Genomic DNA, 22,464 nt, shown 5'->3' on the forward strand with positions numbered 1-22,464 from the left:
TTTCGCGGGTCAATTCGTTACTCCGATGCGACGTTCTCGGCTATCATTGCAACCATCTCGAACATGATGGCCGCGGCGGTCAAGGCCGTGATGTTATTGGGGCTGTCCTTGGTCGGCATCATGCACACCACATCGCCGCCCACGATGTTCATACCACGCGCGGCTCTAAGCAGGCTGATCGCCTCATCTATGTCAAACCCCTTCTCACCAGGTTCAATATTCGAGACGCCGGGCGCAATGGTTGGGTCGAGGCAATCGAGATCGAATGTGATGTAGACGGGGCGCCCCGCGAGCACTTCCTTGCTTTGGGCGACCACGTCTTCGAGTCCGCGATGCCGGAACTCCTGCATGGTGACGACGTTGTAGCCATAGTCATAGGATGGCTGGAGCCAGTCCAAGGTCCGCGGGTGCCCTCGCAGGCCGATCTGCATCGAGCGGGTCGGATCAACCTTCCCCTGATCGGCGAGATATGCGCCCCAATGGGCTGCGGATTTGTGGGCGCCGAGGAAATGATCCACCTTGGTGAAAACGTCTGTATGGGCATCAAGATGCAGAAAGCTGATAGGTTCCCCACCGGCGATCTTGCCGCAGCCTAGGGCCTGAACGATGCCGCCAGTTATGGAATGATCGCCGCCGACGGATACAGGCCGCGCGCCGGCATCGTCTATCGTTTGGTAGAATTTGGTAATCTGCTCAATGCAATGCTCGTTGTCATTTGCCCGCGGGAAGGGGACGTCACCGACATCAGCGATCCGCGCGGCGTTCCATGGATCGATGCCGAATTGGGCATGAACCCGCCGTTGTACTGCGGATACGTTTCTGAGGGCGCGCGGCCCAAGGTGCTGATCGCGCTCGGTTGTTCCATTGCCTGCCGAATGCGGCACACCCACGAGCGCGATGTCTTGATCTTCCGGTCCGGAATTCGGGCAACGAAACATGGTGGGAATGCCCCACCAATAGAGGTTTTCCATCATCGAGCGGTCGTGTTCGTCAGCCATGTCTAATCCGCGCTCTTTGCCTTTTCGACTTCTTCCATGAGTATCGGAACCCCCATTGTCATCGAGTGTATGCCCATGATCGAGGTCAGTTGGATCACCTCAAGGATTTCTTCTTTGGTTGCACCCGCGGCGAGGGCATTCGCCATATGGCGCCGCGCACCCGACGGCCAGAGATGCGTTGTCGCGACGTTGATGGCGATAAAGATCAGTTCTTTGGTTTTCTGATCCAGCGGTCCGTTCTGGGGGACTGACCGGAATTGCAGGAAGGCCTCTAGATAGTCACGATCCAGTTCCTCCAGTGTTGACCAGAACGGATTCCAGTCGCCGGTAGCGCGCTGTGCGTCGGTCGCGGGGTAGGTTTTCTTGTCTGTCATGTTAGCCACCTCTGTGCTTGAAGCTGTCGCGGCGGAATGAATAGAGCGCAGCGGGGTCGACCATAACGTCGATAACAGCGGGTTTTCCGCAGTCCAGCGCTGCCTCGATTGCTTCGGCCGTTTGGGAAAGCGTTTCGGCGCGGTAGCCCTTGGCCCCATAAAGCTCGGCGAGTTTGTCGAACGGCGGGCTGGAGATATCCGCGCCGATGTAGCGCCCATTGAAGAAATCGCGTTGGTAGGCCTTTTCGGCGCCCCAGCAACCATTATTCATCACCACCGTGACGGTATTGATGCCGTAGTCGACCGCTGTGGAAAGCTCAGATGTGGTCATGCCAAATCCGCCATCGCCCATCAGGCTGACTACGGGGCGATCAGGACAGGCCAGTTTTACGCCCAAGCCTGCGGCAAAGGAGAAGCCAACCAATCCGAAATCCAGTGGTGTGAACAGGCTCTTGGGCTGCCAGTAGTTCAGTTTATCGGTTGCTTGCAGGCAGAGTGTTCCCGCATCCATCGTGAATGCGGCATCATGAGGAACAACATCGCGTAGAGTTTTAAACAAGCCAGAAGGCTGGATGATGGTATTCGAGACGTCCGCATCTATATCGCGCTGCGTCAGAAAGGCTTTGCGCTCAGCTTTGTAGCTCTCCGTCCATGCCTCGGCTTCGGCGCGACGCGCCAGCTTTCCTGCCTCATATGTGAGCTGCTGTGCGACGGTAGGTGCGTCACCCCAGATGCCCAATTCGACAGGAAAGTACCGGCCGATCGCGGTGGGTTCTTGTTCAACATGAATGATTGCGGCGGCGCGGTTGATATTGTCGTAACTGAAGAACGTCGCGTTGAAGCCGATCCGTGTACCCAAGGCCAGGATCACATCGGCTTCTTTCATGAGGCGGGAGGCGACCTCGTTGCCGCGCGGCCCCATCTGGCCCGCATTCAGCGGATGACCGAATGGTATGGCGTCGCCATGGCCCGGAGACGAAACGAGTGGCGCATTGAACGCCTCTGCAAGCGCGATGGCGTGACTTGAGGCGCCAGTATTTTTGATGCCGCCTCCAACCATGATGACCGGACGTTCCGCATTCGCTAGCATTTTGGCGGCTTGAGCGATGGATCGCTCTGGCGCGGCAGTCGGACCAACGGGGCGATAATGTTCGGGCGCAGGCATCGCCTCATAGTCGGCCTGACCGGAAAGGACGTCGCGGGGAAGGTTGAGATGAACAGGCCCCATACGCGGGGCATTTGCCACACGAAATGCCTCCTGCACGAGTTCGGGAACCCGTTCGGCAGAAGGGGCCGTCCAGGTTTTTTTGGTAATCGGGGTGAAAAGCGCCTGCTGGTCGACCTCCTGAAAGGCATCGCGATACACATGACCAGACGCCAATGCCCCACCGATTGAGACGATCGGAGTATAAGCGGCTTTTGCCTGTGCGAGGCCGGTAACGAGGTTGGTCGTACCTGGGCCGTTTTGACCGGCGAGAACGACGCCGGTTTCGCCACTCGCTCTGGCGTAGCCGTCGGCCATATGGGTGCCCGTACGCTCGTCGTGTACGCCGATGAAGTTGATCTCTTTGGCGTCGTATAATGCATCGAACATTTCCATCGTCGCAGAGCCGATCAGCCCGAACACATATTTGGTATCTTCTGCCTTCAGGGCTTCAACGGCGGCCTGCCCACCGGAAAGTCGGGTCATAGCGTTTTCCTCTATTGTTTGGTGAGCGTGCGGTTCAGGAAATCCCTGAGCGCGTGCGCGAAAAGTTCAGGTCTTTCGATCAGACCGAGATGCTGAAGCGACGGGATGATAATCGCTTCGGCGCCGTCAATTTCGGCCGTGATGGCCCTGGTCATTGCCGGTGTTGAGCCGGTGTCGTTTTCGCAGGTGAGGACGAGCGTCGGGTGGTTAATGGGGGAATCGGGTGCTATCAATTCGCGCACGCCTTCTGCCAGCACCCAGCGGTGCGCCGCATAATTCTTTGGATCATTGGCCAAGACGATCTGCCGAATTGATGCGACGTCTTGCGCATGGGTTTCCATGAAGTCTTTCGTGAACCATCGTGCCAGCGTTACGTCTATGCCGGCGGCAGGGCCGCCTTCCGCTGTATCTTGTGCGCGTTTCTCAACAATTTGTTGTTGCTCTTCACCACGATCGTGCGGTGAGTTTAGAACAGCCAGCGCGGATACGCGGTTGGGGAAATCGATAGCAATGCGCCGATTGATCATCCCTCCAAGTGAAAAACCGAGCAAAGCCGCTTTTTCAATTTTCAGTTCGTCCATGAGGTCAACAAGCTGCTTGGCGAGGGATCTTAGCGTAACCTCGACGTTTGGTAGAGCGGATTGGCCGTGGCCCAACAGGTCGTATGTAAGGACGCGGAAGTTCTGAGACAGATCGGGTACAATAGCCCCCCAAGTGCTGCTGCGTGTCAATCCAAGCCCGTGGATGAGTACGACCGCGGGGGCGTCGCTCGGGCCGGACAATTCATATGCGGTTCCGTTTTGCGAGATCGCCATCATAGGCCCGCAGGGTTGTCGGGGTCGCGGCCCATCTCTGCCAAATCTTGATACCGATCGCCGATGCGGTGGTTCGGATGCCCGCCCACAGATGCCCCTAAGGCAACAACAATTTCATCGGCGGCGGGAGCATCGGAAATCGAGGTTTGAATGGTTTGATAGTGCGACCTGCGACCTCCATCATCCTTGTCCATCAGGGGGATAGTGATAGGGCAATTCGCGGCACCGCGCGTGTTGGAAAAAACGAGATAGGATTTTGCGTTCACTGCTTCGCGCAGTTGGTTGCCGAAGTGAACGGTGTGCGTCATGGCTTGGGCGTGCTCAATTTCGCCTCCCATGCCAACGACGCTGGCCTTTCCGCACCCCTCCAGTTGATCGCCCGTTACATCGAGCAGCATCTCCGTCAGCATTTTCCCGATCACGGGACCATGCTCCATGATTTCGGGGCGCATGTTTTCAACATGCCCGCGACCGAACCACGGGTTCTTGATGATCGCCAAGGCCGCGACGAGCAAAGTTGGTTCGTCGACTTTCTTCCAGCCTTCGAGATATGTTGTTTGTCTCCAAAGAAGCGTGCGACGAAGTTCAACCGGCATCAGCTATTTTCCTCCTCTTAAATTCCGGAATTACCTTGTCGATGAAGAGTTGGAGCGACCGTTTTTGCTGATCCATGTCCATGCCCATCGACGCGTAGTAGATGAAGCCATCGAGGCCCAGATCCTCATAGAGTTTCAGTTTTTCGAGAACTTGAGACGGCGAGCCGAAGAGTAGGTTCTCTTCGAGTGTCGCGGGATCATATCGGAAATTGCCCTCAAGTTTTTCTGGTGGCACGGCTTCGGGGAAGCCATTCACGACATCACCTGTCTGCGTCATGAGATTGCCGAACTGGCTTAGTTGAACGCGGACGGATTGCAGGGCGTTCTGGCGGTCTGCCTCAGTTTCGTAGACCGCTGCGTGGCGCATCATCACCCATCTGCCGTCGTACTTCCCGCCATTCTTTGCGATCGACTCGTCGAGGCGTGCACGATAGGCCTCGGCCTCAGACATCGGCATCGTCAATGGCCATGACATGATATTGCAGTCGTTTTCGACGGCGTAGTCAAAGGTTATTGGCGAGCGCGCTGCCACCCAGACGGGTACGTCATCCTGAATGGGTTTGGGGCAAGACGTCGCGCGTGGAAACTGCCAATAGGTTCCATTGTGTTCGTAATCGCCCTTCCACAATTCGCGCACTACCGGCAGCATTTCCTGCATGTAGCGCCAGCTGTCTTTTTGATCGAGGCCGGGTTTCATGCGGTCGAATTCACGCTGATAGGCACCAGAGCCAATGCCAAACTCCAAACGCCCATCGCTGATCAGGTCAAGAAACGCCGCCTCGCCTGCAAGGTCGATCGGGTGCCAGTAGGCGGCGTTAACTACGCCAACACCGAGGCGAATATTTTTGGTGTGTTCGCCCCACCAAGTCAGGATCTGAAAAGGGTTCGGGGCGATAGTCATCTCCATGGCATGGTGCTCGGCAGCCCATGCGATTTCGAAGCCGGCGGCGTCTGCCATTTTTACCATTTCAAGCGTGTGATCCCTGACGTCCTTCATGTCGGTTTCGGGGCTCATGCGCTCCAAATTGATTGCGAGCTGAAATTTCATCGCTTCCTCCCTTGTTCAACGCGCCACAAACTGGCTTCCCAGTGGCTCTGAGGATGTGTTCATCCATACTGTTTTGGGGCGGGTGTAATCGTAGACTGCTTGGAACCCACTCTCGCGGCCGTATCCGGAGGTCTTCATGCCGCCAAATTCTGCGATCGGAGAGACGGCTCGGTAAGTGTTGACCCAGACGATACCTGCTCTGACGCCCCGACTCATGCGTAAAGCGCGGGCGCTGTCTCTCGTGAAGATGCCAGCGGCAAGGCCGTGCACGGTATCATTGGCCAGCGCGAGGGCTTCTTCCTCGGTTTTGAACCGCAGGACCGAGAGGACGGGGCCAAAAAGCTCCGTATCGACGATGTGCAAATCCGGCGACGGGCAATCGATGATTGTGGGCCTATAGTAGAGTTCGGAACCCGCCACAGCACGCTCACCGCCGCAGATGACTCGCCCGCCTTCCTCGATTGCGCGGGCAACCTCACGTTCGATGTTTTCAAGCTGACCGTGAGTGCAGAGAGGCCCCATTTCCGTTTCCTCGGCCATCGGGTCACCGATTTTCGCCTGATTGGCGATCTGGGCGAGACGTTGCAAGAATTCGTCTGCTATTGCCTCGTGGATGACAAGCCGAGAACCGGCGACGCAGCTTTGACCGGAGGCTGCAAAAATACCTGAGACCGCACCGTTTACAGCGCTTTCGATATCCGCGTCATCAAAAACGATTAAGGGTGACTTTCCACCAAGCTCAAGGCTGAGTTCGGCAAAGTTTTCGCGGGTGTTTCCAATGACATGACGGGCCGATGAAGGGCCGCCTGTGAACGACACACGCGCAACAAGCGGGTGTGATGTGAGAACGCGCCCGCATGGGTCGCCATGCCCAGTCACGATGTTGACCACGCCATCAGGTATTCCGGCCTTTGTGATCAATTCACCGAATTCCAACATTGCGGCGGAAGCATGCTCGGACGCCTTGAGGACAACGGTATTTCCAGCGGCAAGGGCGGGGCCGATCTTAACCGCGGAAAGGAACAGTTGCGAGTTCCAAGGCACCACTGCGGCAATCACGCCCAGTGGCTCGCGATTGGTAAAAACGAACATTTCCGGTTTGTCGATCGGAAGTGTCTCACCGTTGATCTTGTCAGCGGCGCCGGCGAAAAAGTGATAGAATTCACTTATGTATTTTGCCTGCCAGCGTGTTTCCTTGAACATTTTACCCGTATCGCGTGTTTCCGTTGCGCCGAGGCTTTCGGAATGCTCGGAGAGCAGATCGGCCAAACGCCTGAGGCAGTGGCCACGCTCGGTGGCGGACATGCGCGACCATGGCCCGTCGTAGCAGGCATGATAGGCCACTTTGACAGCGCGATCGACGTCAGCAGCGGTGGCTTCGGGGATGCGGGCCCAAGCGTTTCCGGTACTGGGGTCCATGCTCGTAAATGAGCCATTGTCGGAAGCACTGACCCATTCACCCGCAATCAACATCTTGTAGTTTTTCATATCGGTTTCTCAGGTTGCGGCGGATAGAAAGCGATCCGCTTTTGGGAGTACCCGATGGTAGCTGCCGTCACGGTAGGTGAGGGGTCGTGCGGCGCCCGCGAGAACGTGCCGAACATGGCCTAGAATGATGAGGTGGCTACCCGACAAAATCGTCTGTTGTTGTACGCATCGAAAGGCGGTCGCACCATCGATTTGGGGAGGCGTACCCGGGGCACCGTAGCAATCAATCCCAGAAAAACGGTCCTCTACCAGAGCATCGTGCCGACCAGCAAAGCGGTCTGCAATGTCGCTATCCTCCTCGGAAAGGACATTCACGCAGAAGTCTTTGTTCTCCAGAACGGCTTTGGCAATCCGGCTTTCTGCAAAGAGGCATATCAATATGGTTGGCGGGTCCGCAGAGACCGATGAAAAAGCACTTACTGTGGCGCCTAGCCGTCCGGCTGGGCCATCTGTGGTCACAACGGTAACCGATGAGGCAACCCTTCGCATGGCGTCGATAAAGCTGTCACGCGGCACCAGCTTCGTAGCATCCCGAAACATGTTTACCCTCCTGCGACTGCAAAATTTTGTTGATTGGCCAGATGTGTCACAGAAACTCAATTCTTGATAGTGAATAGTTTTGCTGCAAAAATGCAAAAAATTCGAATTAAGGGGGCGAGATGAATATTGTCGCGTTGCAAACGTTTTTGGCGATTGTGGAGACGGGTAGCCTCGTTCGGGCGTCTCAGCGGATGAACGTTACGCAGTCTACGGTGACGGCTCGCCTTAAGACGTTGGAAGACGAAATCGGCCAGGTGCTGCTCAATCGTCAGAAATCAGGAACGACATTGACGCCTGCTGGAACCAAACTCTTGGGGTATGCGCGGATCATGACTGGCCTCTGGCGGCAAGCCAAGTTTGAAACGGCGCTCCCTGCGGGCCTCGATGCTGTTTGCACATTTGGCTGTGACCGAGAATTATGGCACGGGCCGGGGCGGCGGTTCTTTTACGATATTCTGTCCAAGCATCCTGAGATTGCGATGTCTGTGCATCAGGGTAGCGCTAACGATCTCGAGGCTTGGCTTTCAGAGGGGTCCGTTGATGTGATCCTGACCTATGAGGCCGTCGCACGGGGGAGCCAAACGATACATGAGCTGCCGGTTGAGAGGCTGGTTCTTTACTCTGACAGGAATGATACTCCCATCATCGGGGATCCCGATTATATCTTTGTCGACCATGGGGCGGATTTTCGGCGTATGCATGCGCAATCCTATCATGATGCTGGGGTTGCGCGGATCAGCTTTGACAGCTCTTGGTGGGCGTTACAGTTTATGCTTGATAATCGCGGTTCGGCCTATCTGCCCGAGGCTTTGGCTGACAGGTTTGTGCGAAGCGGGCGCATTTTCGCGGTGCCCGATGCGCCTGTTTATACGCGCAAGAAGTGCCTTGTTGTCAGCGATAGCGCAGCGCAAGGTTGGAGCTGGTTCCAGCCGCTGGTCGAGCGGCTTATGGACGAGTCCGCGCTCTTCAATTTGTAGATAATTCGATTTTTTCGAATATAGTCTGCACAAAGTTTCGCTTATCAATTTTTTCACTCCCGCTAACCTGAGTGGGTCGAGGTTGCGTGCGCCGGTCGCCAGATCAGCTGATCCTCGCCCAAGAATGCGCCTGTGCGCTGGCGGAGAAGTCTCCACGGCGAATGCGGGCCAATGAGAAATTAGCAAATGCCGGATAAAGAACATGTCGGCGATAACTCATAGGGAGTAAGTCAATGAAGAAGCTTGGAACCATTCTGGTAGGTGCGACCGCACTTGCCGCTTCGCCGGTTATTGCGGCGGATATTGTCATCGGTGTACCCAACTGGCCTTCGGTAAACGCAACAGCGCATATCATGAAGGTCGCGATTGAGCAGAACCTCGGGCTAGAAGTGGAACTGCAGAACGGGACCAACCCGATTGTATTCGAGGCGATGGATTCTGGCGCGATGCATGTGCACCCCGAGGTTTGGCTGCCGAACCAGCAGAATCTTCACGATACGTTCGTTGTGGATAAGGGCACGGTGTCGATGAACCCGAATGGGGTTGAAGCGTTTCAGGGCATGTGCGTCGACAAGGCGACGGCGGATGCCAATGGCATTACGTCGATCGACGATCTGACCAATCCCGATATCGCGGCACTGTTCGACAGTGATGGCGACGGCCAAGGGGAGCTTTGGATCGGTGCGCCGGGTTGGGCGTCAACCAATGTTGAGAAAATACGCGCAAAATCATATGGTTATGATCAAACCTTCACACTGACAGAGATCGACGAGACAGTTGCCTACGGTGAACTTGGCAACGCGATTACTGCTGGCGATGCATGGGCGGGCTTCTGCTATACGCCGCATTATGTGTTTGCGCTGCATGATCTGGTCGTGCTCGATGAACCGGCCTATGATCCTGCAAAATGGAATGTCACCCAGCCGACAGATTCAGCGAATTGGCTCGAGGAGTCGGATGCAGCGGTCGCTTGGGACTCTGCTTATTTGCACATCCATTATGCAACCTCATTGGAGACGGACTACCCCGGGGTGGCAACGTTGCTCTCCAACATGATGTTCGACACAGATACAGTCTCGGCGATGACGTTTGCGCTGGTCATCGATGGTGTTGAGCCGCTTGCCTATGCGGAGCAGTGGGTAGCTGACAATGAGGATGCCGTGCTTGGCTGGATGGCCAACTAGGCGGAGCTCACACTGCTGATACGGAAATTGCAGGCTGCCACTGGTGTGGCGGTCTGCTCGGGGAGCCGGAGGCGTCATGAGCGAAGCTGTCGTCAAATTAACTGATGTCTGGAAGATCTTTGGCGCGCGTGCCGACGAAGCAATGGCCACCGTCAAAAAAGAGGGTATCGGAAAGCCCGAGGTTTTGGAGCGTTTTGGCTGCGTTGTTGGGGTGCAGGGTGCGTCTTTCGAAGTATCTCGAGGCGAGATCTTCTGCATCATGGGTTTGTCGGGTTCGGGGAAATCCACCCTCGTGCGCCATATCAACCGCCTGATTGACCCAACCGCCGGAAAGATTGAAATTCTTGGTCATGATGTTTCGACCATTTCTGACAAAGAGTTACGCCGTATTCGCGCGCAACAGATCGGGATGGTTTTTCAGCACATGGCGTTGATGCCGCACCGGAGTGTGCGGGACAATGTGGCGTACCCCTTGGAAATACGAAAGGTTTCAAAGTCCAAGCGCTGGGCGATCTCAGATCACGCTCTTGGGCTTGTTGACTTGACGGGATATGAGGACCGCCTTCCGAATGAACTGTCCGGCGGGATGCAGCAGAGGGTTGGAATTGCCCGGGCGCTCGCTTCCGATCCTGAAGTCCTTTTGATGGACGAACCTTTTTCGGCCTTGGATCCGCTGATCCGGTTGCAACTTCAGGACCAATTCAAGGCCTTGGTCGCGCAGCTGAAGAAGACGACGCTCTTCATTACTCATGATTTAGACGAGGCGATCCGAATTGGTCATCGCATTGCCATCATGAAGGACGGTGTCATCGTTCAGATCGGTACGCCTGAAGACATCGTGATGAATCCAGCGGATGAATATGTCCGCGAGTTCGTGCAGGGCATTTCCAAGCTGAAACTTGTTAGAGCGCATTCGATCATGATGCCGATTGATGAGTTTCGAGCGAGAGACGAGCGTTCGCTCGATGAGTCGCCACGGGCCGATGAAAACGCCGATCTTGATCAGTTGATCGATCTATCGGTTGGAACCTATGCACCAGTGATCATTACTGAAAATGGTGTGGACGTTGGTGTTGTGGACAAAGCACGCCTGCTGCGCGGTATTCAAGGAGGCAAGGATGACTGATACTCAGACCGGAATAAAAGTCACCGCTGCCTCTGACATTGAGGTTGATCGAGACGCTCTTGATTCATCCATCAGGGAATTTGCAGGGGCTAATGGCGATGTTTATGTTTCCGCCTTTCACAAAATCCATAATTCGACCGAATGGTGGCCGAGCACATTCAATTGGGCCGCCGCGCTATTCGGACCGTTGTGGTCCGCCAGCCGCGCTATCTGGGGTTTGTTCTGGACGTTTCTGATCCTGGAAATCGTGGCTTGGGTGCAGATCGGCAGGGGGCTTTGGGGTAATCCAGGCGCGGATATGCTCGACCGTGCCAATCGGCAACAGGCGCGCGTCGACGACATGCTTGAACGTGCTGCTGCGGCGACAGAACAGGATGACATTGATAGGTTCACGACACTTGCCGAAAACCTGCAAAAAGCGACCGATAACAGCTTCGCGCAAGCCGAAGCGATGCAAGCCGAGGCGCCAGTGATCGCGCTTGCTGGAATTGTCCTTCTTGTAATTTTTAAAGTAATTCAGGGCTTTATAGCGAACGGTCTGTACGAGAAGCGCTATTCCAATTGGCGGGTCGATAGCCGCAAGGTTGAGAGTGGCCGGAAATTGGGCAATGTCATAATGGGTGTGGTGCTTGTCGCCGCAATCGCGCCGCTGATCGTTTACAAGTTCACAGTGAATGTGACCTTTGCTCTCCTAGAAACCTTCCCTGAAAAGGAAGTTTCCCGGCTGATCCTCGGTGATGGTAGCGGTACGCTCTTTTCTGAACTTGCGGGCTGGCTGGAGGCACGGATTGATGCCGCAGCGCTGGCGGGAGGGGACGTTTTTGATGGGGTCGTTGCGGGTGTCCGCACGGTGCTTGACGGGCTGACACTGGCCCTGAACGGCTCGCCGTGGCCGGTGGTCATGTTGATTATTTGCGTGACGGCTTGGCGTTCTGCTGGGCCAAGGGTTGCCATTTTTACGGCATCGTCCCTCGCTTACATTGCTTTGCTTGGCTATTGGTCGGTTGCAATGGAGACGGTGGCGCTTGTGGGGGCGTCGGTGTTGCTTTGCGTGGTCATCGGCATTCCGCTAGGCATTTGGTTTGGCAAGTCGCGCCGGGCCTACTCTGCAGCTGAGCCGGTTCTCGACCTGATGCAAACCCTCCCAGCCTTTGTCTATCTTATCCCCATCATCGCGTTTTTCGGCACGGGGAATCCGCCTGGAATTTTGGCGACCATTATTTTCGGAATGCCGCCGGTGATCCGTCTTACCGCGCTTGGAATGAGGGGGGTGCCTGAAAGTATTAAAGAGGCCGCGGTCGCGTTTGGTGCCTCTCGATGGCAGCTGCTTAAAGATGTTGAGGTGCCGCTCGCATTACCTTCGATCATGACTGGTGTGAACCAGACCATTTTGATGTGCCTTTCAATGGTGGTAATTATCTCATTGATCGGTGGTGGTGGCTTGGGAAAAGAGATTCTGGAAGCTCTTCAATATGCCGCGAAAGGGCCAGGGCTTTTGGGTGGGTTCGCCATTCTCTTTCTCGCGATGGTGATGGATCGCATTGTGCAAGGGGCGTTTCGTCAGAAGCGAGACTGAAGGGGTGGTGCGCTGTATCATAGCGGCACACCCGCGCCGAATGCGAGACGTCTAGGAGGAGGTCAAAAGACCTGTTTGTCGCTTATGGCGTTGTCTGTATGGGCAGTCTGGGGCAAGACTTGTGCTTAATGGAAAACTTTAAAAACACGAGTAAGCCGGTGCCACTTTCGCAAGATCCCCATAAACTTCGTGAAGGTGGCGAAAAGAAACTGGAGGTCGCGATCGGGCGTGAAATTCGCGCACTGCGGCAACAGCACGGTATGACCTTCGCAGAACTGTCCAACCAAACAAAGATCTCTGTCAGCATGCTTTCGAAGATCGAAAGTGGTTCAACATCGGCATCTCTTGCCACATTGCAGACCCTCGCGGACGCTTTGAGCACCAGCATCACTTCATTCTTTCGGCGCTTTGAGGAGGCAAGGAATGCAGTGCATACGAAAGCTGGTGAAGGTGTTGAGATTGATCGCACTGGAACCAGAGCCGGGCATCAGTATAATCTATTGGGTCATCTTGGGTCTAATGCCAGCGGTGTTGTTGTCGAGCCGTATCTGATTACCCTTACTGAGGAGTCAGATGTATTCCCGACATTCCAGCATGACGGAATTGAAATGCTCTACATGCTGGAAGGTGAGGTTGGATACCGACATGGTGATCAGAGTTATCACCTGAGACCAGGGGATACGCTGTTTTTCGACGCGGACGCGCCGCATGGGCCAGACGTGTTGATAAAACTTCCAGCAAAATATTTGTCGATCATCTCGTATCCTCAGCGGAGCTCGGGTGACGAAAAACCCTGATCCTTTTCAGGTAACAACCACGCAAGCTGGCAGTTTCGGTTGGCGGAATCTATTTTCCTGAAAGGAAAATTTATTTCACTATATTGCAATTCCGTTTTTCGCTATTTAGCCTAACCTTGATACTTTCAGGGAGTCGCTTGGAAATGTGCGGAATTGTCGGCCTGTTTTTAAAAGACGACGCGTTGAACCCTCAACTTGGTCAATTGCTTTCTGATATGCTGATCACAATGACGGATCGTGGGCCGGATAGCGCAGGAATTGCCGTTTATAGTGATCGCTCTTCCGGCAAAGCAAAGGTGACCGTTCAGTCGGACAAGCCTGAGAGCGATTTCCCCTTACTAGAAGCCGCATTAGCAACTGAACTCAATGCGCCTGTTGCGTTAGTTCGTAACGACACTCATGCAGTTATCGAATGTGACAGCCATCTGATCGTAAATGTCCGTGAATACATTCGCGAGAAACACAAGAATGTCCGGATCATGTCAGGTGGCGATGCAATTGAGATTTATAAGGAGGTTGGCCTTCCCAAAGATGTTGTCGGCAGGTTCAGTATCGGAAAAATGTCGGGCTCTCACGGGATCGGACACACGCGTATGGCCACAGAGTCCGCCGTAACGACCGAAGGGGCGCATCCGTTCTCGACCGGCGCTGATCAGTGCCTTGTGCATAATGGATCGTTGTCGAACCATAACTCCTTACGGCGCAAGCTTGTCCGGGAGGGCGTGCGCATCGAGTCGATGAACGATACGGAGGTGGGCGCAGCCTATCTCACATGGAAAATGCGAGAGGGCGCAACGCTGGGCGAAGCCCTTGAAAGCAGCCTGAGTGATCTTGATGGATTTTTCACGTTCGTAGTGGGAACCAAGGACGGTTTTGGTGTGGTGCGTGATCCGATTGCCTGCAAGCCCGCAGTCATGGCGGAAAACGACCAATATGTAGCATTCGGGAGCGAGTATCGAGCGCTGGTCAACCTGCCGGGTATCGAAGATGCGCGGATATGGGAGCCCGAACCCGCGACCGTGTATTTCTGGAGTCGTTGAAATGAAAGTCTATGACCTCTCCAAAGACGGTTTGCGTGGCTTGAATTCGGCGCTGCATGCGCAATCGGAAATAGTCACCGCGCCTGCGTGGAAAATCGTAAACCCAAAAGGGAGCCATGCCCTTGCGGTTGGATTGGATGCGGCGCTTGATGTCACTATCCAAGGGTCCACTGGTTATTATTGCGCCGGCATGAACCAAGAGGCGACAATTCGCGTAAAGGGGTCTGTTGGCCCGGGGGTGGCCGAAAATATGATGTCCGGAACTGTCATCGTTGAAGGCGATGCAAGCCAGTACGCGGGCGCGACAGGGCACGGTGGGTTGTTGGTCATCAAGGGAAATGCAAGCTCGCGATGTGGGATCTCGATGAAAGGTATTGATATCGTTGTCGAGGGTAACGTCGGTCACATGTCGGCATTCATGGCGCAGGCTGGAAATCTCGTGGTTTGTGGTGATGCGGGCGAGGCACTTGGAGACTCCCTCTACGAGGCGCGTCTGTTTGTTCGAGGTTCCGTGAAGAGTTTAGGCGCCGATTGCGTTGAAAAGGAGATGCAACAGGAGCACCTCGATATTCTCGGTGAGCTCCTTGAGCGCGCTGGGACTTCCGCAAAGCCTGAAGAGTTCAGGCGCTATGGATCTGCCCGCACTTTGTATAATTTCGATGTCGACAATGTTGCGGCCTACTGAGGAGCCTTTGCATCAATGAGTGATACCGGTCCCCGCACTGTTCCTATCCAATCCGCGACATTCACGAATGAGGTGAATGCAGAGATACGTCGCGCTGCGGCGACGGGCATCTATGATATTCGCGGTGGGGGTGCGAAACGTCGCGTTCCGCATTTTGACGACCTTTTGTTCTTGGGCGCCTCTGTATCTCGTTATCCACTTGAGGGGTATCGGGAGCGATGTGATACCTCAGTGACGCTCGGAACACGGTTCGCAAAAAAGCCGGTTCCGCTCGACATCCCAATAACGATCGCTGGAATGAGCTTTGGTGCTCTGTCGGGCCCTGCGAAAGAGGCGCTGGGGCGCGGCGCATCCGCGGCGGGGACGTCGACTACTACTGGTGACGGTGGAATGACCCCAGAGGAGCGAAGCCATTCTAACAAACTGGTCTATCAGTACTTGCCTTCGCGCTACGGCATGAACCCAAATGACTTGCGAAAGGCAGATGCAATAGAGGTCGTCGTCGGGCAGGGGGCGAAGCCGGGCGGGGGTGGAATGCTGCTCGGCCAGAAGATTAGCGATCGCGTCGCTGACATGCGGACCCTGCCAAAGGGCATAGATCAAAGATCCGCGTGCCGACACCCCGATTGGACCGGACCTGATGATCTGGAGATCAAGATATTAGAGCTGCGAGAGATCACGAATTGGGAGGTGCCCATCTATGTTAAGGTCGGTGCAACGCGCCCGTATTATGACACCGCACTCGCTGTAAAAGCTGGTGCAGATGTTGTCGTGATGGATGGTATGCAGGGTGGAACCGCTGCAACCCAAGATGTTTTTTTAGAACATGTCGGTATTCCGACGCTCGCTTGCATACGCCCTGCAGTGCAGGCTTTGCAGGACCTCGGCGTTCACCGCGAAGTTCAACTCGTTGTTTCCGGCGGCATACGAAACGGTGCCGACGTCGCGAAAGCTCTGGCGCTTGGTGCGGACGCGGTAGCAATCGGGACCGCTGCGCTGATTGCGCTGGGCGATAACGATCCAAAATGGGAAGCCGAATACCAGAAGCTTGGAACGACAGCTGGTGCCTATGATGATTGGCACGAAGGGCGCGATCCGGCTGGTATTACCACGCAAGATCCTGAACTCGCTGCGCGTCTCAATCCAATAGAGGCGGGCCGACGGCTGCGCAATTACCTAAAGGTGATGACACTGGAAGCGCAGACCATCGCGCGCGCCTGCGGGCACAATCACCTGCATAACCTAGAGCCTGAAGACTTATGTGCGCTGACGATGGAGGCTGCTGCGATGGCGCGGGTGCCTCTGGCGGGGACGGATTGGTACCCGGGCAAAACAGGGTTTTGAAGTAAAGTTCGGGCAGCCTCAAGGGTTGCCCGATTTCGTATAAAGATATGAAAATCAATGGGTTGACAGACCATGACTATAGATCTTAGTGCCTTTGCCAAAGAGCGTGGCGTTAAATATTTTATGATTTCGTTTACCGATCTTTTCGGTGGACAGCGGGCCAAGTTGGTTCCCGCTCAAGCGATTTCCGACATGCAGGAGGAAGGTGCGGGGTTTGCGGGCTTTGCAACTTGGCTGGATATGACGCCTGCGCATCCCGACATGCTTGCCGTCCCAGACCCATCGTCAGTGATCCAGCTCCCTTGGAGGCCAGAGGTCGCATGGGTGGCTGCTGATTGCGTCATGGAAGGTGAACAGGTCGCTCAGGCACCGCGAAATGTGCTGCGTCGCTTAATCCAAGAAGCCGCTGAAATGGGGCTGCATGTCAAAACGGGTGTAGAAGCCGAGTATTTTCTGCTCACGCCAGAGGGCGATCAGATATCAGACCCGTTCGATACAGCAGAGAAGCCTTGCTATGACCAACAAGCTGTGATGCGCCGGTATGATGTGGTGCGCGAGATTTGTGACTACATGCTGGAATTGGGGTGGGGACCTTATCAAAACGACCATGAGGATGCGAACGGCCAGTTTGAAATGAACTGGGATTTTGACGACGCATTGAAGACCGCGGACAAGCATTCATTTTTCAAGTTCATGACGAAATCAGTCGCTGAGAAACACGGTTTCCGCGCGACCTTTATGCCCAAGCCCATCGAGGGGCTGACTGGCAACGGTTGCCATGTCCATATTTCCGTCTGGGATGGGAAGGGCGATGCGGCTAAAAAGAATGTTTTTGCAGGATCAGGCGAAGGGCAAACTGGAGAAGTTGGCCTCAGCGAACAAGGTAAACACTTTCTTGGAGGTATTATGAAACATGCCTCCGCGCTGGCCGCGATCACAAATCCCACTGTAAATTCCTATAAGCGGATCAATGCGCCGCGGACAACGTCAGGTGCAACTTGGGCGCCCAATACGGTGACATGGACCGGTAATAACCGGACCCACATGGTGCGCGTACCAGGCCCGGGGCGTTTTGAACTTCGATTGCCCGATGGCGCCGCCAATCCCTATTTGCTGCAAGCTGTGATAATTGCGGCTGGGCTTTCAGGGCTGGAGGCGAAGGCTGATCCCGGAAAGCGTCACGATATCGATATGTACGCCGAGGGCCATAAGGTGAAGGGCGCGCCAAAGCTCCCACTCAACATGTTGGATGCTCTGCGCGCCTATGACAAAGACAAGGATCTCAAAGCCAAAATGGGGGAGGCTTTTTCCGTAGCTTATCTGAACTTGAAGCATCAGGAATGGAATTCATTTGTCAGCCATTTCAGCCGATGGGAGAAAGAGAACACGCTTGACGTCTAGCAAAAAGTTTTGCGCAGAACTTGACCCTGATAAGCGTTGTCAGGTCGATTGATCGTAGATGATGGCTGAGAAGTCTCTCTGGCAACCGCATTCGCCGTGATCGGTGCGCCCGGCACAAATCTGGATAGCCTGCCTCTTAATATCACGTTGAAATTCATCAATATCCGTTGCTCCGCAGATGTTCGGTGGCCAGCCTTCTGCTCCGAAAGCGGAGCCACTAATCCCGATATAGAACATTATATGGAGACGCTCGGTCGGCAGGAAAAACATGCTGTCAACTGGTCCAATACAAGGCAAAGTTGTGCGTTGGAGTTCCGTCGGGCGCGACGTGATTTAGTTTAGCCTTCCATGTTGCCCATTAGGACACATTTTGAGATCTGAATTGTAGCGAAGAATGTAACATTTGTTGCCGCGTTTCCCTCAAGCGACAATAGTAAATAGGCGACCATCGGGAGTGAAGCCTTGGAACATGCTGACGTGGAAATGACTGCTGCGGACGAAATGAGTGCGAGCGCAAGTCAATTGGAAACGGCCAGTGACATGGATATGAGTTCTGGCTCCGGTATGGAAATGGACATGAGCGACGGGGTGATGGGAAATTTTCCGCCCTGGGAAGTAATGGTCGCACTGGATTTGCTGACGATTGCGTTTGTTGTTTTTGGGACCACGATACTTTTGCGTAGGTGGAAGAAACTAGGACCCTCCGGCGCAGGGCGTGGGGTTGTTCTTATTCTATTGGGGCTGTGGAGCGGGGCCGCACTTTATATCGCAGATTTTGTTAGCATGACTATCCTGCCGCGATTCATCGGAATGATGTCAGCTATGAATGTGATGGAAAATTTGCATCTGCGTTTGAGCTGGTATTTCAACGTAACTTCGACGTTATTGATCACTATTGGTTTGTTCATGACGCTGCTTCATCTTTTGAGGCGGATCGAAATGGACCAAGAAATCAATGCGAACTTGGTTGAAGCGAATATTCAGGCGGAAGCTGCAAGTCGCGCCAAATCGGCATTCCTTGCCAATATGAGCCATGAAATACGGACGCAGATGAATGGTGTCGTCGGGATGGCTGAACTGTTGGCGCGATCTGATCTTCAAAAGGGTCAGCGCGATATGTTGGCAACCATATTGTCGTCCGGCCATGCGCTCCTTCGTATCATTGACGATATCCTTGATTTTTCGAAAATCGAGGCGGGGCGTCTCGATGTGGAAGTGACCGACACAAATCTGCGCGAAATCGCGGAAGATGCGGTGATGAATATCGCGCTCTCTGCCGATAACATGAACGTACGGACCAGCCTGATCATCGGCGCAAATGTCCCAGAGATCATTTCCAGTGACCCAGTACGACTTGGGCAAATCTTCACGAACCTGCTGAGCAGTGCGGTCAAGTTTTCGCAGCCTGATGATCCGAAAGGGGTGGGCAAAGTTCTCCTAAAGTTGAGCGCTGGCAGCAGCGGAGAACTGGAGATACGCGTCTCAGATAATGGCATAGGCATGTCACCTGAATATGCAGAAAACCTGTTTTCAGCATTTTCCCAAGAGGAAATCTCGACCACCCGTCGTTATGGTGGCAGCGGGTTGGGCCTGAGTATCACCAAAAATCTTGTTGAGCTCTTGGGAGGCGAAATTTCAGTCCAAACGGAGGTCGGACGTGGATCAACCTTTGTAATTAGGTTGAAGGTGCCAGTTATTACGCCTGCGACAAGCCCCACCGTTCATAATCCATTTACGGTTGCACTCCTATTTGATGATGAGCTCAGTCCTGATGGATCCGTCCAAAACGAAACGCTCATTGAAGGCGTGCCGTTTTTGAGTTTCTACAGCGAGAGCGACCTACTCGCTGCGTTGGACACGATTTCCGGTGATGTGATCGTTGGCGTTGCGACGGGCCATTTACGGGAAATTGACCGGACTGTGCGGGGGCTTATCAGCCGGGGCAATGTCATTGGATGCATCAGGATTGTTGATGACCGTAGCGTTGAACAGGGACTGCATGGCGAAAAGATATACACTATTCACCGGAGCCCGATCCTTCCGTCACGGTTGATAGAAGCGATTTCGACGTTAGCGAAAGCGCATTTGTCATGGCCGAAGCGGGACGAGGGCTTTCAAAGCGAGCAGCGAGATGTATTGCCTGATCAACCAGCCAATAAGCGTATTCTTTTGGTGGAGGATAATCTCATCAATCAGCGTGTGATCATGCTGCAGTTGGAGGCTCTTGGCTATTCCGTTGAGGTGGCCAATGACGGTGCGGACGGGCTTCGAAGGTTTAAGGAGCACAATTTCGATATTGTTTTGAGTGATTGCCATATGCCAATTCTCGACGGCTATGAAATGACCAAGACCATTCGCAAATTGGAGAGCGAGCAACAGCTCGGCCGCAAACCGATCATCGCAATCACTGCAAATGCGATAGCGGGTGAGGCTGCCAAATGCATTGATGCGGGTTTTGACGGGTATCTTGCAAAACCGTTTCAGGTCAAAGAGCTCGGCGCTGTTCTTTCCAAGCATCTCAGGAATGGGGCGTTATAGGCGTAATGCCCCCTGGAAACCCTCGTGGGGCCTTGGTGACACGCTCGCGATCAGGGACTTGATGACATTTCGAAAGCAGCGCCGTGTTCGGTTCACCAATCACGGTCGGAGGTAAATTTAGGATGTCTGCTGCATTTCAATCTTGTCACGAGTTGTCTAGACCAGATCGCGCGGAATGGCTTCTTCATAGTCACGTCTGAAGATTTCGGTACCGTTCTCTCTGGCTATGAGCGTGGCATGGATGTCCCAGAATTCAGGCTGCGCTCTCACTGAGCATTCTGTTTCGACCTCGGCTTTCCATCCTTCACGCGCATAACTCTTGCGCCATTTGCAATTGCCAAATGCGCTGTTGGGATCATCAGGGTGAATGTTGAACGTCTCGTCCTGAATATAACGTATTGTCAGGCCGGTGTGGGCGTGACGCACTTCTCCGGTGTCATTGAAGCGATGTAATGTTTCGGTTCCTGTGCCGATGTCCGAAATAAGGCGCCGGTACCAATTTCCTTCGGTCAGCGCCTCAGCTCTGAGTGGCGCTGCCCCTTCTGCCTCGTGAAACGGGGCAAGGGTGCTATCCCGCTGAGAAGCGCGCCTTGTTGGCAGGAATAATCGCGCTGATGACAGGTCAATATCGAGCGTTGCGCTTTCGGGCGAAGGCCAGATGATCGGCCAGTATGCAGAGGAGAGGGCCAGCCTCAGACGATGCCCTGCGGGCACGACTTGACCGCAGGCATTGAGTTGCACCTCAACAGTAACATCTGTTCCCACAGGCATCGGCGATGGATCCGAGTGGCTTATGCGATGGGTCAGGTTGAGTACGCCGTAGCTGATCATGGTTGCCTGACCGTTTGGTGCAACAGACGACAAGACCGCGCCGATTTGCCCAATAGGGCGGTCACATGCCAGAGTGCAAGTGAAACGCGGAAAGCCAAACAGATCCAACTGTTCTGACAAGGGCGAGCTGTCCACTGACCAAACCAGACCGGCTTCGCCGTTTTGATCGGTTGGGCCGTCAGCACCAAGTCCGAATTGGAACCAGTTTGGTGCCGTGCGCCCCGCGGTATGCGGCGACTTGATTGTCAGCCGACCTGCGGATTGCGTCGGTACGCTGTCGAGCAGGGCTTCTTTCGTCAAGTGCCACGCTGTACCCGCATTGGACATGCTCCAGTCATCCTCGGCGATCCAGCGCCCTTGGCGCTCCGGATGCCTTGGTGTGGGCGCATGGGCATCCTGCAGCCAGGCACGGATCATTGGTTCATCCATGATTCCGGTATCAATCCCTTTCAGGTGCTGGTCCCACCAGCGGAGCGCCTCTTGCAAGAAGCCGATCTGCGGTCCTGGATTAGCGAAGTGGGGATACTTATGCGCCCAAGGGCCGATCAATGCTTTCTTTGGGCAGTTTAGATTATCCATCATTCGGAAGACGGGGTTGGTATAACCGTCGGCCCATCCGCCGATGGCATAAACTGCTGCGGTAATGGCGCTATAGTCTTCGCAAACCGATCCATGCTGCCAAAAAGCATCGCGTCTTTGGTGACGGAACCAGTCCATTAGCCAGCAACCGTTATTTTCCAGTCTTTCTAGCCACATTTTCCGCCAACTCTCGTCCACGATTGCGGGGTCGGGAGGGGTCATGGCTATTGTAAAAGCAGTTGCGCCCCAGCTGAGCTTGTCCGTCAGGATGGCGCCACCCATGAAATGGATATCGTCCGCGTAGCGGTCATCGGTCGAGCAAAGCGTTATCACGGCTTTCAGCCCCTCTGGCCGCCTTGCCGCGACTTGGAGGCCGTTGAAGCCGCCCCAACTGATCCCCATCATACCAACAGTGCCGGCGCACCAAGGCTGCGCGGTGATCCATTCGATCACCGCTAGGGCGTCGTCCTGTTCTTGGCGCAAGTACTCGCCAAGGCAGACGCCTTCACTGTCGCCGGTCCCACGCATATCAACCCGAACGGAGGCATAGCCGTATCCCGCAAAATAGGGGTGGGTCAGGTGGTCGCGCTCGACGGTGCCGTCGCGTTTGCGATAGGGCAGGTATTCGAGAATGGCGGGTACGGGATTCGTTTCGGCATCGACGGGAAGCCATATCCGCGCAGCAAGCCTTGTCCCGTCTGGCATCGGGATCCAGATGTTCTCGATTTCCTTTATTTCGTGCGGAAATTCGGTGCGGATTCTTGGTTGCGCCATACGATGAGCCTTCCCCGATATTATTTCCGAGGAGAGTGGCCGATCATATGGATTCTGTCATGT

Annotated in this window: 19 protein-coding genes; 10 read left to right on the plus strand and 9 right to left on the minus strand. The window is 54.7% G+C overall.

Going from position 1 to position 22,464, the window contains the following annotated elements; genetic code table 11:
- Window positions 1-17: 17 nt before the first annotated feature.
- From AB1E42_RS05825 to AB1E42_RS05860, 8 genes are read right to left on the minus strand one after another with little or no spacing between them, the layout of a single operon-like run.
- Window positions 18-998, minus strand: a complete 981-nt coding sequence (locus tag AB1E42_RS05825) for an arginase family protein (RefSeq protein WP_368346046.1) — start codon at window positions 996-998, stop codon at window positions 18-20.
- Between the two features lie 2 nt (window positions 999-1,000).
- The gene (locus AB1E42_RS05830) at window positions 1,001-1,372 is read right to left on the minus strand and encodes a carboxymuconolactone decarboxylase family protein (RefSeq protein ID WP_368346047.1); all 372 of its coding nucleotides are present in this window, start codon (window positions 1,370-1,372) and stop codon (window positions 1,001-1,003) included.
- Window position 1,373: 1 nt separating this feature from the next.
- Window positions 1,374-3,062, minus strand: a complete 1,689-nt coding sequence (locus AB1E42_RS05835; RefSeq protein WP_368346048.1) for a thiamine pyrophosphate-binding protein — start codon at window positions 3,060-3,062, stop codon at window positions 1,374-1,376.
- A gap of 11 nt (window positions 3,063-3,073) precedes the next feature.
- Window positions 3,074-3,880: an alpha/beta fold hydrolase gene (locus AB1E42_RS05840; protein WP_368346049.1), complete on the minus strand. Its 807-nt coding sequence runs from the start codon at window positions 3,878-3,880 to the stop codon at window positions 3,074-3,076.
- Window positions 3,877-4,473 (minus strand): amino acid synthesis family protein, encoded by a 597-nt coding sequence (locus AB1E42_RS05845; RefSeq protein WP_368346050.1) that lies wholly within the window; start codon window positions 4,471-4,473, stop codon window positions 3,877-3,879. Before AB1E42_RS05845 ends, AB1E42_RS05840 begins: the two co-directional genes overlap by 4 nt.
- Complete coding sequence (locus AB1E42_RS05850) at window positions 4,463-5,521, minus strand: LLM class flavin-dependent oxidoreductase (protein WP_368346051.1); 1,059 nt, start codon at window positions 5,519-5,521, stop codon at window positions 4,463-4,465. Before AB1E42_RS05850 ends, AB1E42_RS05845 begins: the two co-directional genes overlap by 11 nt.
- A gap of 15 nt (window positions 5,522-5,536) precedes the next feature.
- On the minus strand, window positions 5,537-7,009 hold the full coding sequence (locus AB1E42_RS05855) for an aldehyde dehydrogenase (protein ID WP_368346052.1): 1,473 nt from the start codon (window positions 7,007-7,009) through the stop codon (window positions 5,537-5,539).
- Window positions 7,010-7,018: 9 nt separating this feature from the next.
- Complete coding sequence (locus AB1E42_RS05860; protein ID WP_368346053.1) at window positions 7,019-7,549, minus strand: flavin reductase family protein; 531 nt, start codon at window positions 7,547-7,549, stop codon at window positions 7,019-7,021.
- A gap of 119 nt (window positions 7,550-7,668) precedes the next feature.
- Here AB1E42_RS05860 and AB1E42_RS05865 point away from each other — a divergent pair, with 119 nt between their 5' ends.
- The 10 genes from AB1E42_RS05865 (at window position 7,669) to AB1E42_RS05910 (ending at window position 20,217) form a co-directional block, all read left to right on the plus strand.
- The gene (locus AB1E42_RS05865; RefSeq protein ID WP_368346054.1) at window positions 7,669-8,526 is read left to right on the plus strand and encodes a LysR family transcriptional regulator; all 858 of its coding nucleotides are present in this window, start codon (window positions 7,669-7,671) and stop codon (window positions 8,524-8,526) included.
- Window positions 8,527-8,759: 233 nt separating this feature from the next.
- Window positions 8,760-9,710, plus strand: coding sequence for a glycine betaine ABC transporter substrate-binding protein (locus AB1E42_RS05870; RefSeq protein WP_368346055.1), 951 nt, complete (start codon window positions 8,760-8,762; stop codon window positions 9,708-9,710).
- A gap of 76 nt (window positions 9,711-9,786) precedes the next feature.
- A complete protein-coding gene (locus AB1E42_RS05875) occupies window positions 9,787-10,836 on the plus strand; it encodes a glycine betaine/L-proline ABC transporter ATP-binding protein (RefSeq protein ID WP_368346056.1) in 1,050 nt (349 codons plus the stop codon).
- The gene (locus AB1E42_RS05880) at window positions 10,829-12,412 is read left to right on the plus strand and encodes an ABC transporter permease (RefSeq protein ID WP_368346057.1); all 1,584 of its coding nucleotides are present in this window, start codon (window positions 10,829-10,831) and stop codon (window positions 12,410-12,412) included. Before AB1E42_RS05875 ends, AB1E42_RS05880 begins: the two co-directional genes overlap by 8 nt.
- 128 nt (window positions 12,413-12,540) lie before the next feature.
- Window positions 12,541-13,209, plus strand: coding sequence for a helix-turn-helix domain-containing protein (locus tag AB1E42_RS05885; RefSeq protein ID WP_368346058.1), 669 nt, complete (start codon window positions 12,541-12,543; stop codon window positions 13,207-13,209).
- 143 nt (window positions 13,210-13,352) lie between these two features.
- On the plus strand, window positions 13,353-14,249 hold the full coding sequence (locus AB1E42_RS05890) for a glutamine amidotransferase family protein (protein ID WP_368346059.1): 897 nt from the start codon (window positions 13,353-13,355) through the stop codon (window positions 14,247-14,249).
- Window position 14,250: 1 nt separating this feature from the next.
- Window positions 14,251-14,934, plus strand: a complete 684-nt coding sequence (locus AB1E42_RS05895; protein ID WP_368346060.1) for a protein GlxC — start codon at window positions 14,251-14,253, stop codon at window positions 14,932-14,934.
- A 15-nt stretch (window positions 14,935-14,949) separates the two neighbouring features.
- Window positions 14,950-16,278, plus strand: a complete 1,329-nt coding sequence (locus AB1E42_RS05900; protein WP_368346061.1) for an FMN-binding glutamate synthase family protein — start codon at window positions 14,950-14,952, stop codon at window positions 16,276-16,278.
- Window positions 16,279-16,350: 72 nt separating this feature from the next.
- Window positions 16,351-17,679, plus strand: a complete 1,329-nt coding sequence (gene glnT / locus AB1E42_RS05905; protein ID WP_368346062.1) for a type III glutamate--ammonia ligase — start codon at window positions 16,351-16,353, stop codon at window positions 17,677-17,679.
- A 462-nt stretch (window positions 17,680-18,141) separates the two neighbouring features.
- On the plus strand, window positions 18,142-20,217 hold the full coding sequence (locus AB1E42_RS05910) for an ATP-binding protein (protein WP_368346063.1): 2,076 nt from the start codon (window positions 18,142-18,144) through the stop codon (window positions 20,215-20,217).
- 156 nt (window positions 20,218-20,373) lie between these two features.
- Here the strand turns inward: AB1E42_RS05910 and AB1E42_RS05915 are convergent, their stop codons facing one another.
- Window positions 20,374-22,401: a CocE/NonD family hydrolase gene (locus AB1E42_RS05915; protein ID WP_368346064.1), complete on the minus strand. Its 2,028-nt coding sequence runs from the start codon at window positions 22,399-22,401 to the stop codon at window positions 20,374-20,376.
- Window positions 22,402-22,464 lie beyond the last annotated feature (63 nt).

The organism is Pelagovum sp. HNIBRBA483, assembly GCF_040931995.1.
In the GTDB taxonomy this organism is placed as follows: domain Bacteria; phylum Pseudomonadota; class Alphaproteobacteria; order Rhodobacterales; family Rhodobacteraceae; genus JAEPMR01.

Excerpts from the sequence above, each read along its gene's own strand:
- AB1E42_RS05865 (WP_368346054.1), top strand. The coding sequence starts at position 7,669 with ATGAATATTGTCGCGTTGCAAACGTTTTTGGCGATTGTGGAGACGGGT.
- glnT (WP_368346062.1), top strand. The coding sequence starts at position 16,351 with ATGACTATAGATCTTAGTGCCTTTGCCAAAGAGCGTGGCGTTAAATAT.
- AB1E42_RS05915 (WP_368346064.1), bottom strand. The coding sequence starts at position 22,401 with ATGGCGCAACCAAGAATCCGCACCGAATTTCCGCACGAAATAAAGGAA.
- AB1E42_RS05850 (WP_368346051.1), bottom strand. The coding sequence starts at position 5,521 with ATGAAATTTCAGCTCGCAATCAATTTGGAGCGCATGAGCCCCGAAACC.
- AB1E42_RS05870 (WP_368346055.1), top strand. The coding sequence starts at position 8,760 with ATGAAGAAGCTTGGAACCATTCTGGTAGGTGCGACCGCACTTGCCGCT.
- AB1E42_RS05860 (WP_368346053.1), bottom strand. The coding sequence starts at position 7,549 with ATGTTTCGGGATGCTACGAAGCTGGTGCCGCGTGACAGCTTTATCGAC.
- AB1E42_RS05855 (WP_368346052.1), bottom strand. The coding sequence starts at position 7,009 with ATGAAAAACTACAAGATGTTGATTGCGGGTGAATGGGTCAGTGCTTCC.
- AB1E42_RS05900 (WP_368346061.1), top strand. The coding sequence starts at position 14,950 with ATGAGTGATACCGGTCCCCGCACTGTTCCTATCCAATCCGCGACATTC.
- AB1E42_RS05880 (WP_368346057.1), top strand. The coding sequence starts at position 10,829 with ATGACTGATACTCAGACCGGAATAAAAGTCACCGCTGCCTCTGACATT.
- AB1E42_RS05830 (WP_368346047.1), bottom strand. The coding sequence starts at position 1,372 with ATGACAGACAAGAAAACCTACCCCGCGACCGACGCACAGCGCGCTACC.
- AB1E42_RS05895 (WP_368346060.1), top strand. The coding sequence starts at position 14,251 with ATGAAAGTCTATGACCTCTCCAAAGACGGTTTGCGTGGCTTGAATTCG.
- AB1E42_RS05845 (WP_368346050.1), bottom strand. The coding sequence starts at position 4,473 with ATGCCGGTTGAACTTCGTCGCACGCTTCTTTGGAGACAAACAACATAT.
- AB1E42_RS05835 (WP_368346048.1), bottom strand. The coding sequence starts at position 3,062 with ATGACCCGACTTTCCGGTGGGCAGGCCGCCGTTGAAGCCCTGAAGGCA.
- AB1E42_RS05885 (WP_368346058.1), top strand. The coding sequence starts at position 12,541 with ATGGAAAACTTTAAAAACACGAGTAAGCCGGTGCCACTTTCGCAAGAT.
- AB1E42_RS05875 (WP_368346056.1), top strand. The coding sequence starts at position 9,787 with ATGAGCGAAGCTGTCGTCAAATTAACTGATGTCTGGAAGATCTTTGGC.
- AB1E42_RS05825 (WP_368346046.1), bottom strand. The coding sequence starts at position 998 with ATGGCTGACGAACACGACCGCTCGATGATGGAAAACCTCTATTGGTGG.
- AB1E42_RS05840 (WP_368346049.1), bottom strand. The coding sequence starts at position 3,880 with ATGATGGCGATCTCGCAAAACGGAACCGCATATGAATTGTCCGGCCCG.
- AB1E42_RS05890 (WP_368346059.1), top strand. The coding sequence starts at position 13,353 with ATGTGCGGAATTGTCGGCCTGTTTTTAAAAGACGACGCGTTGAACCCT.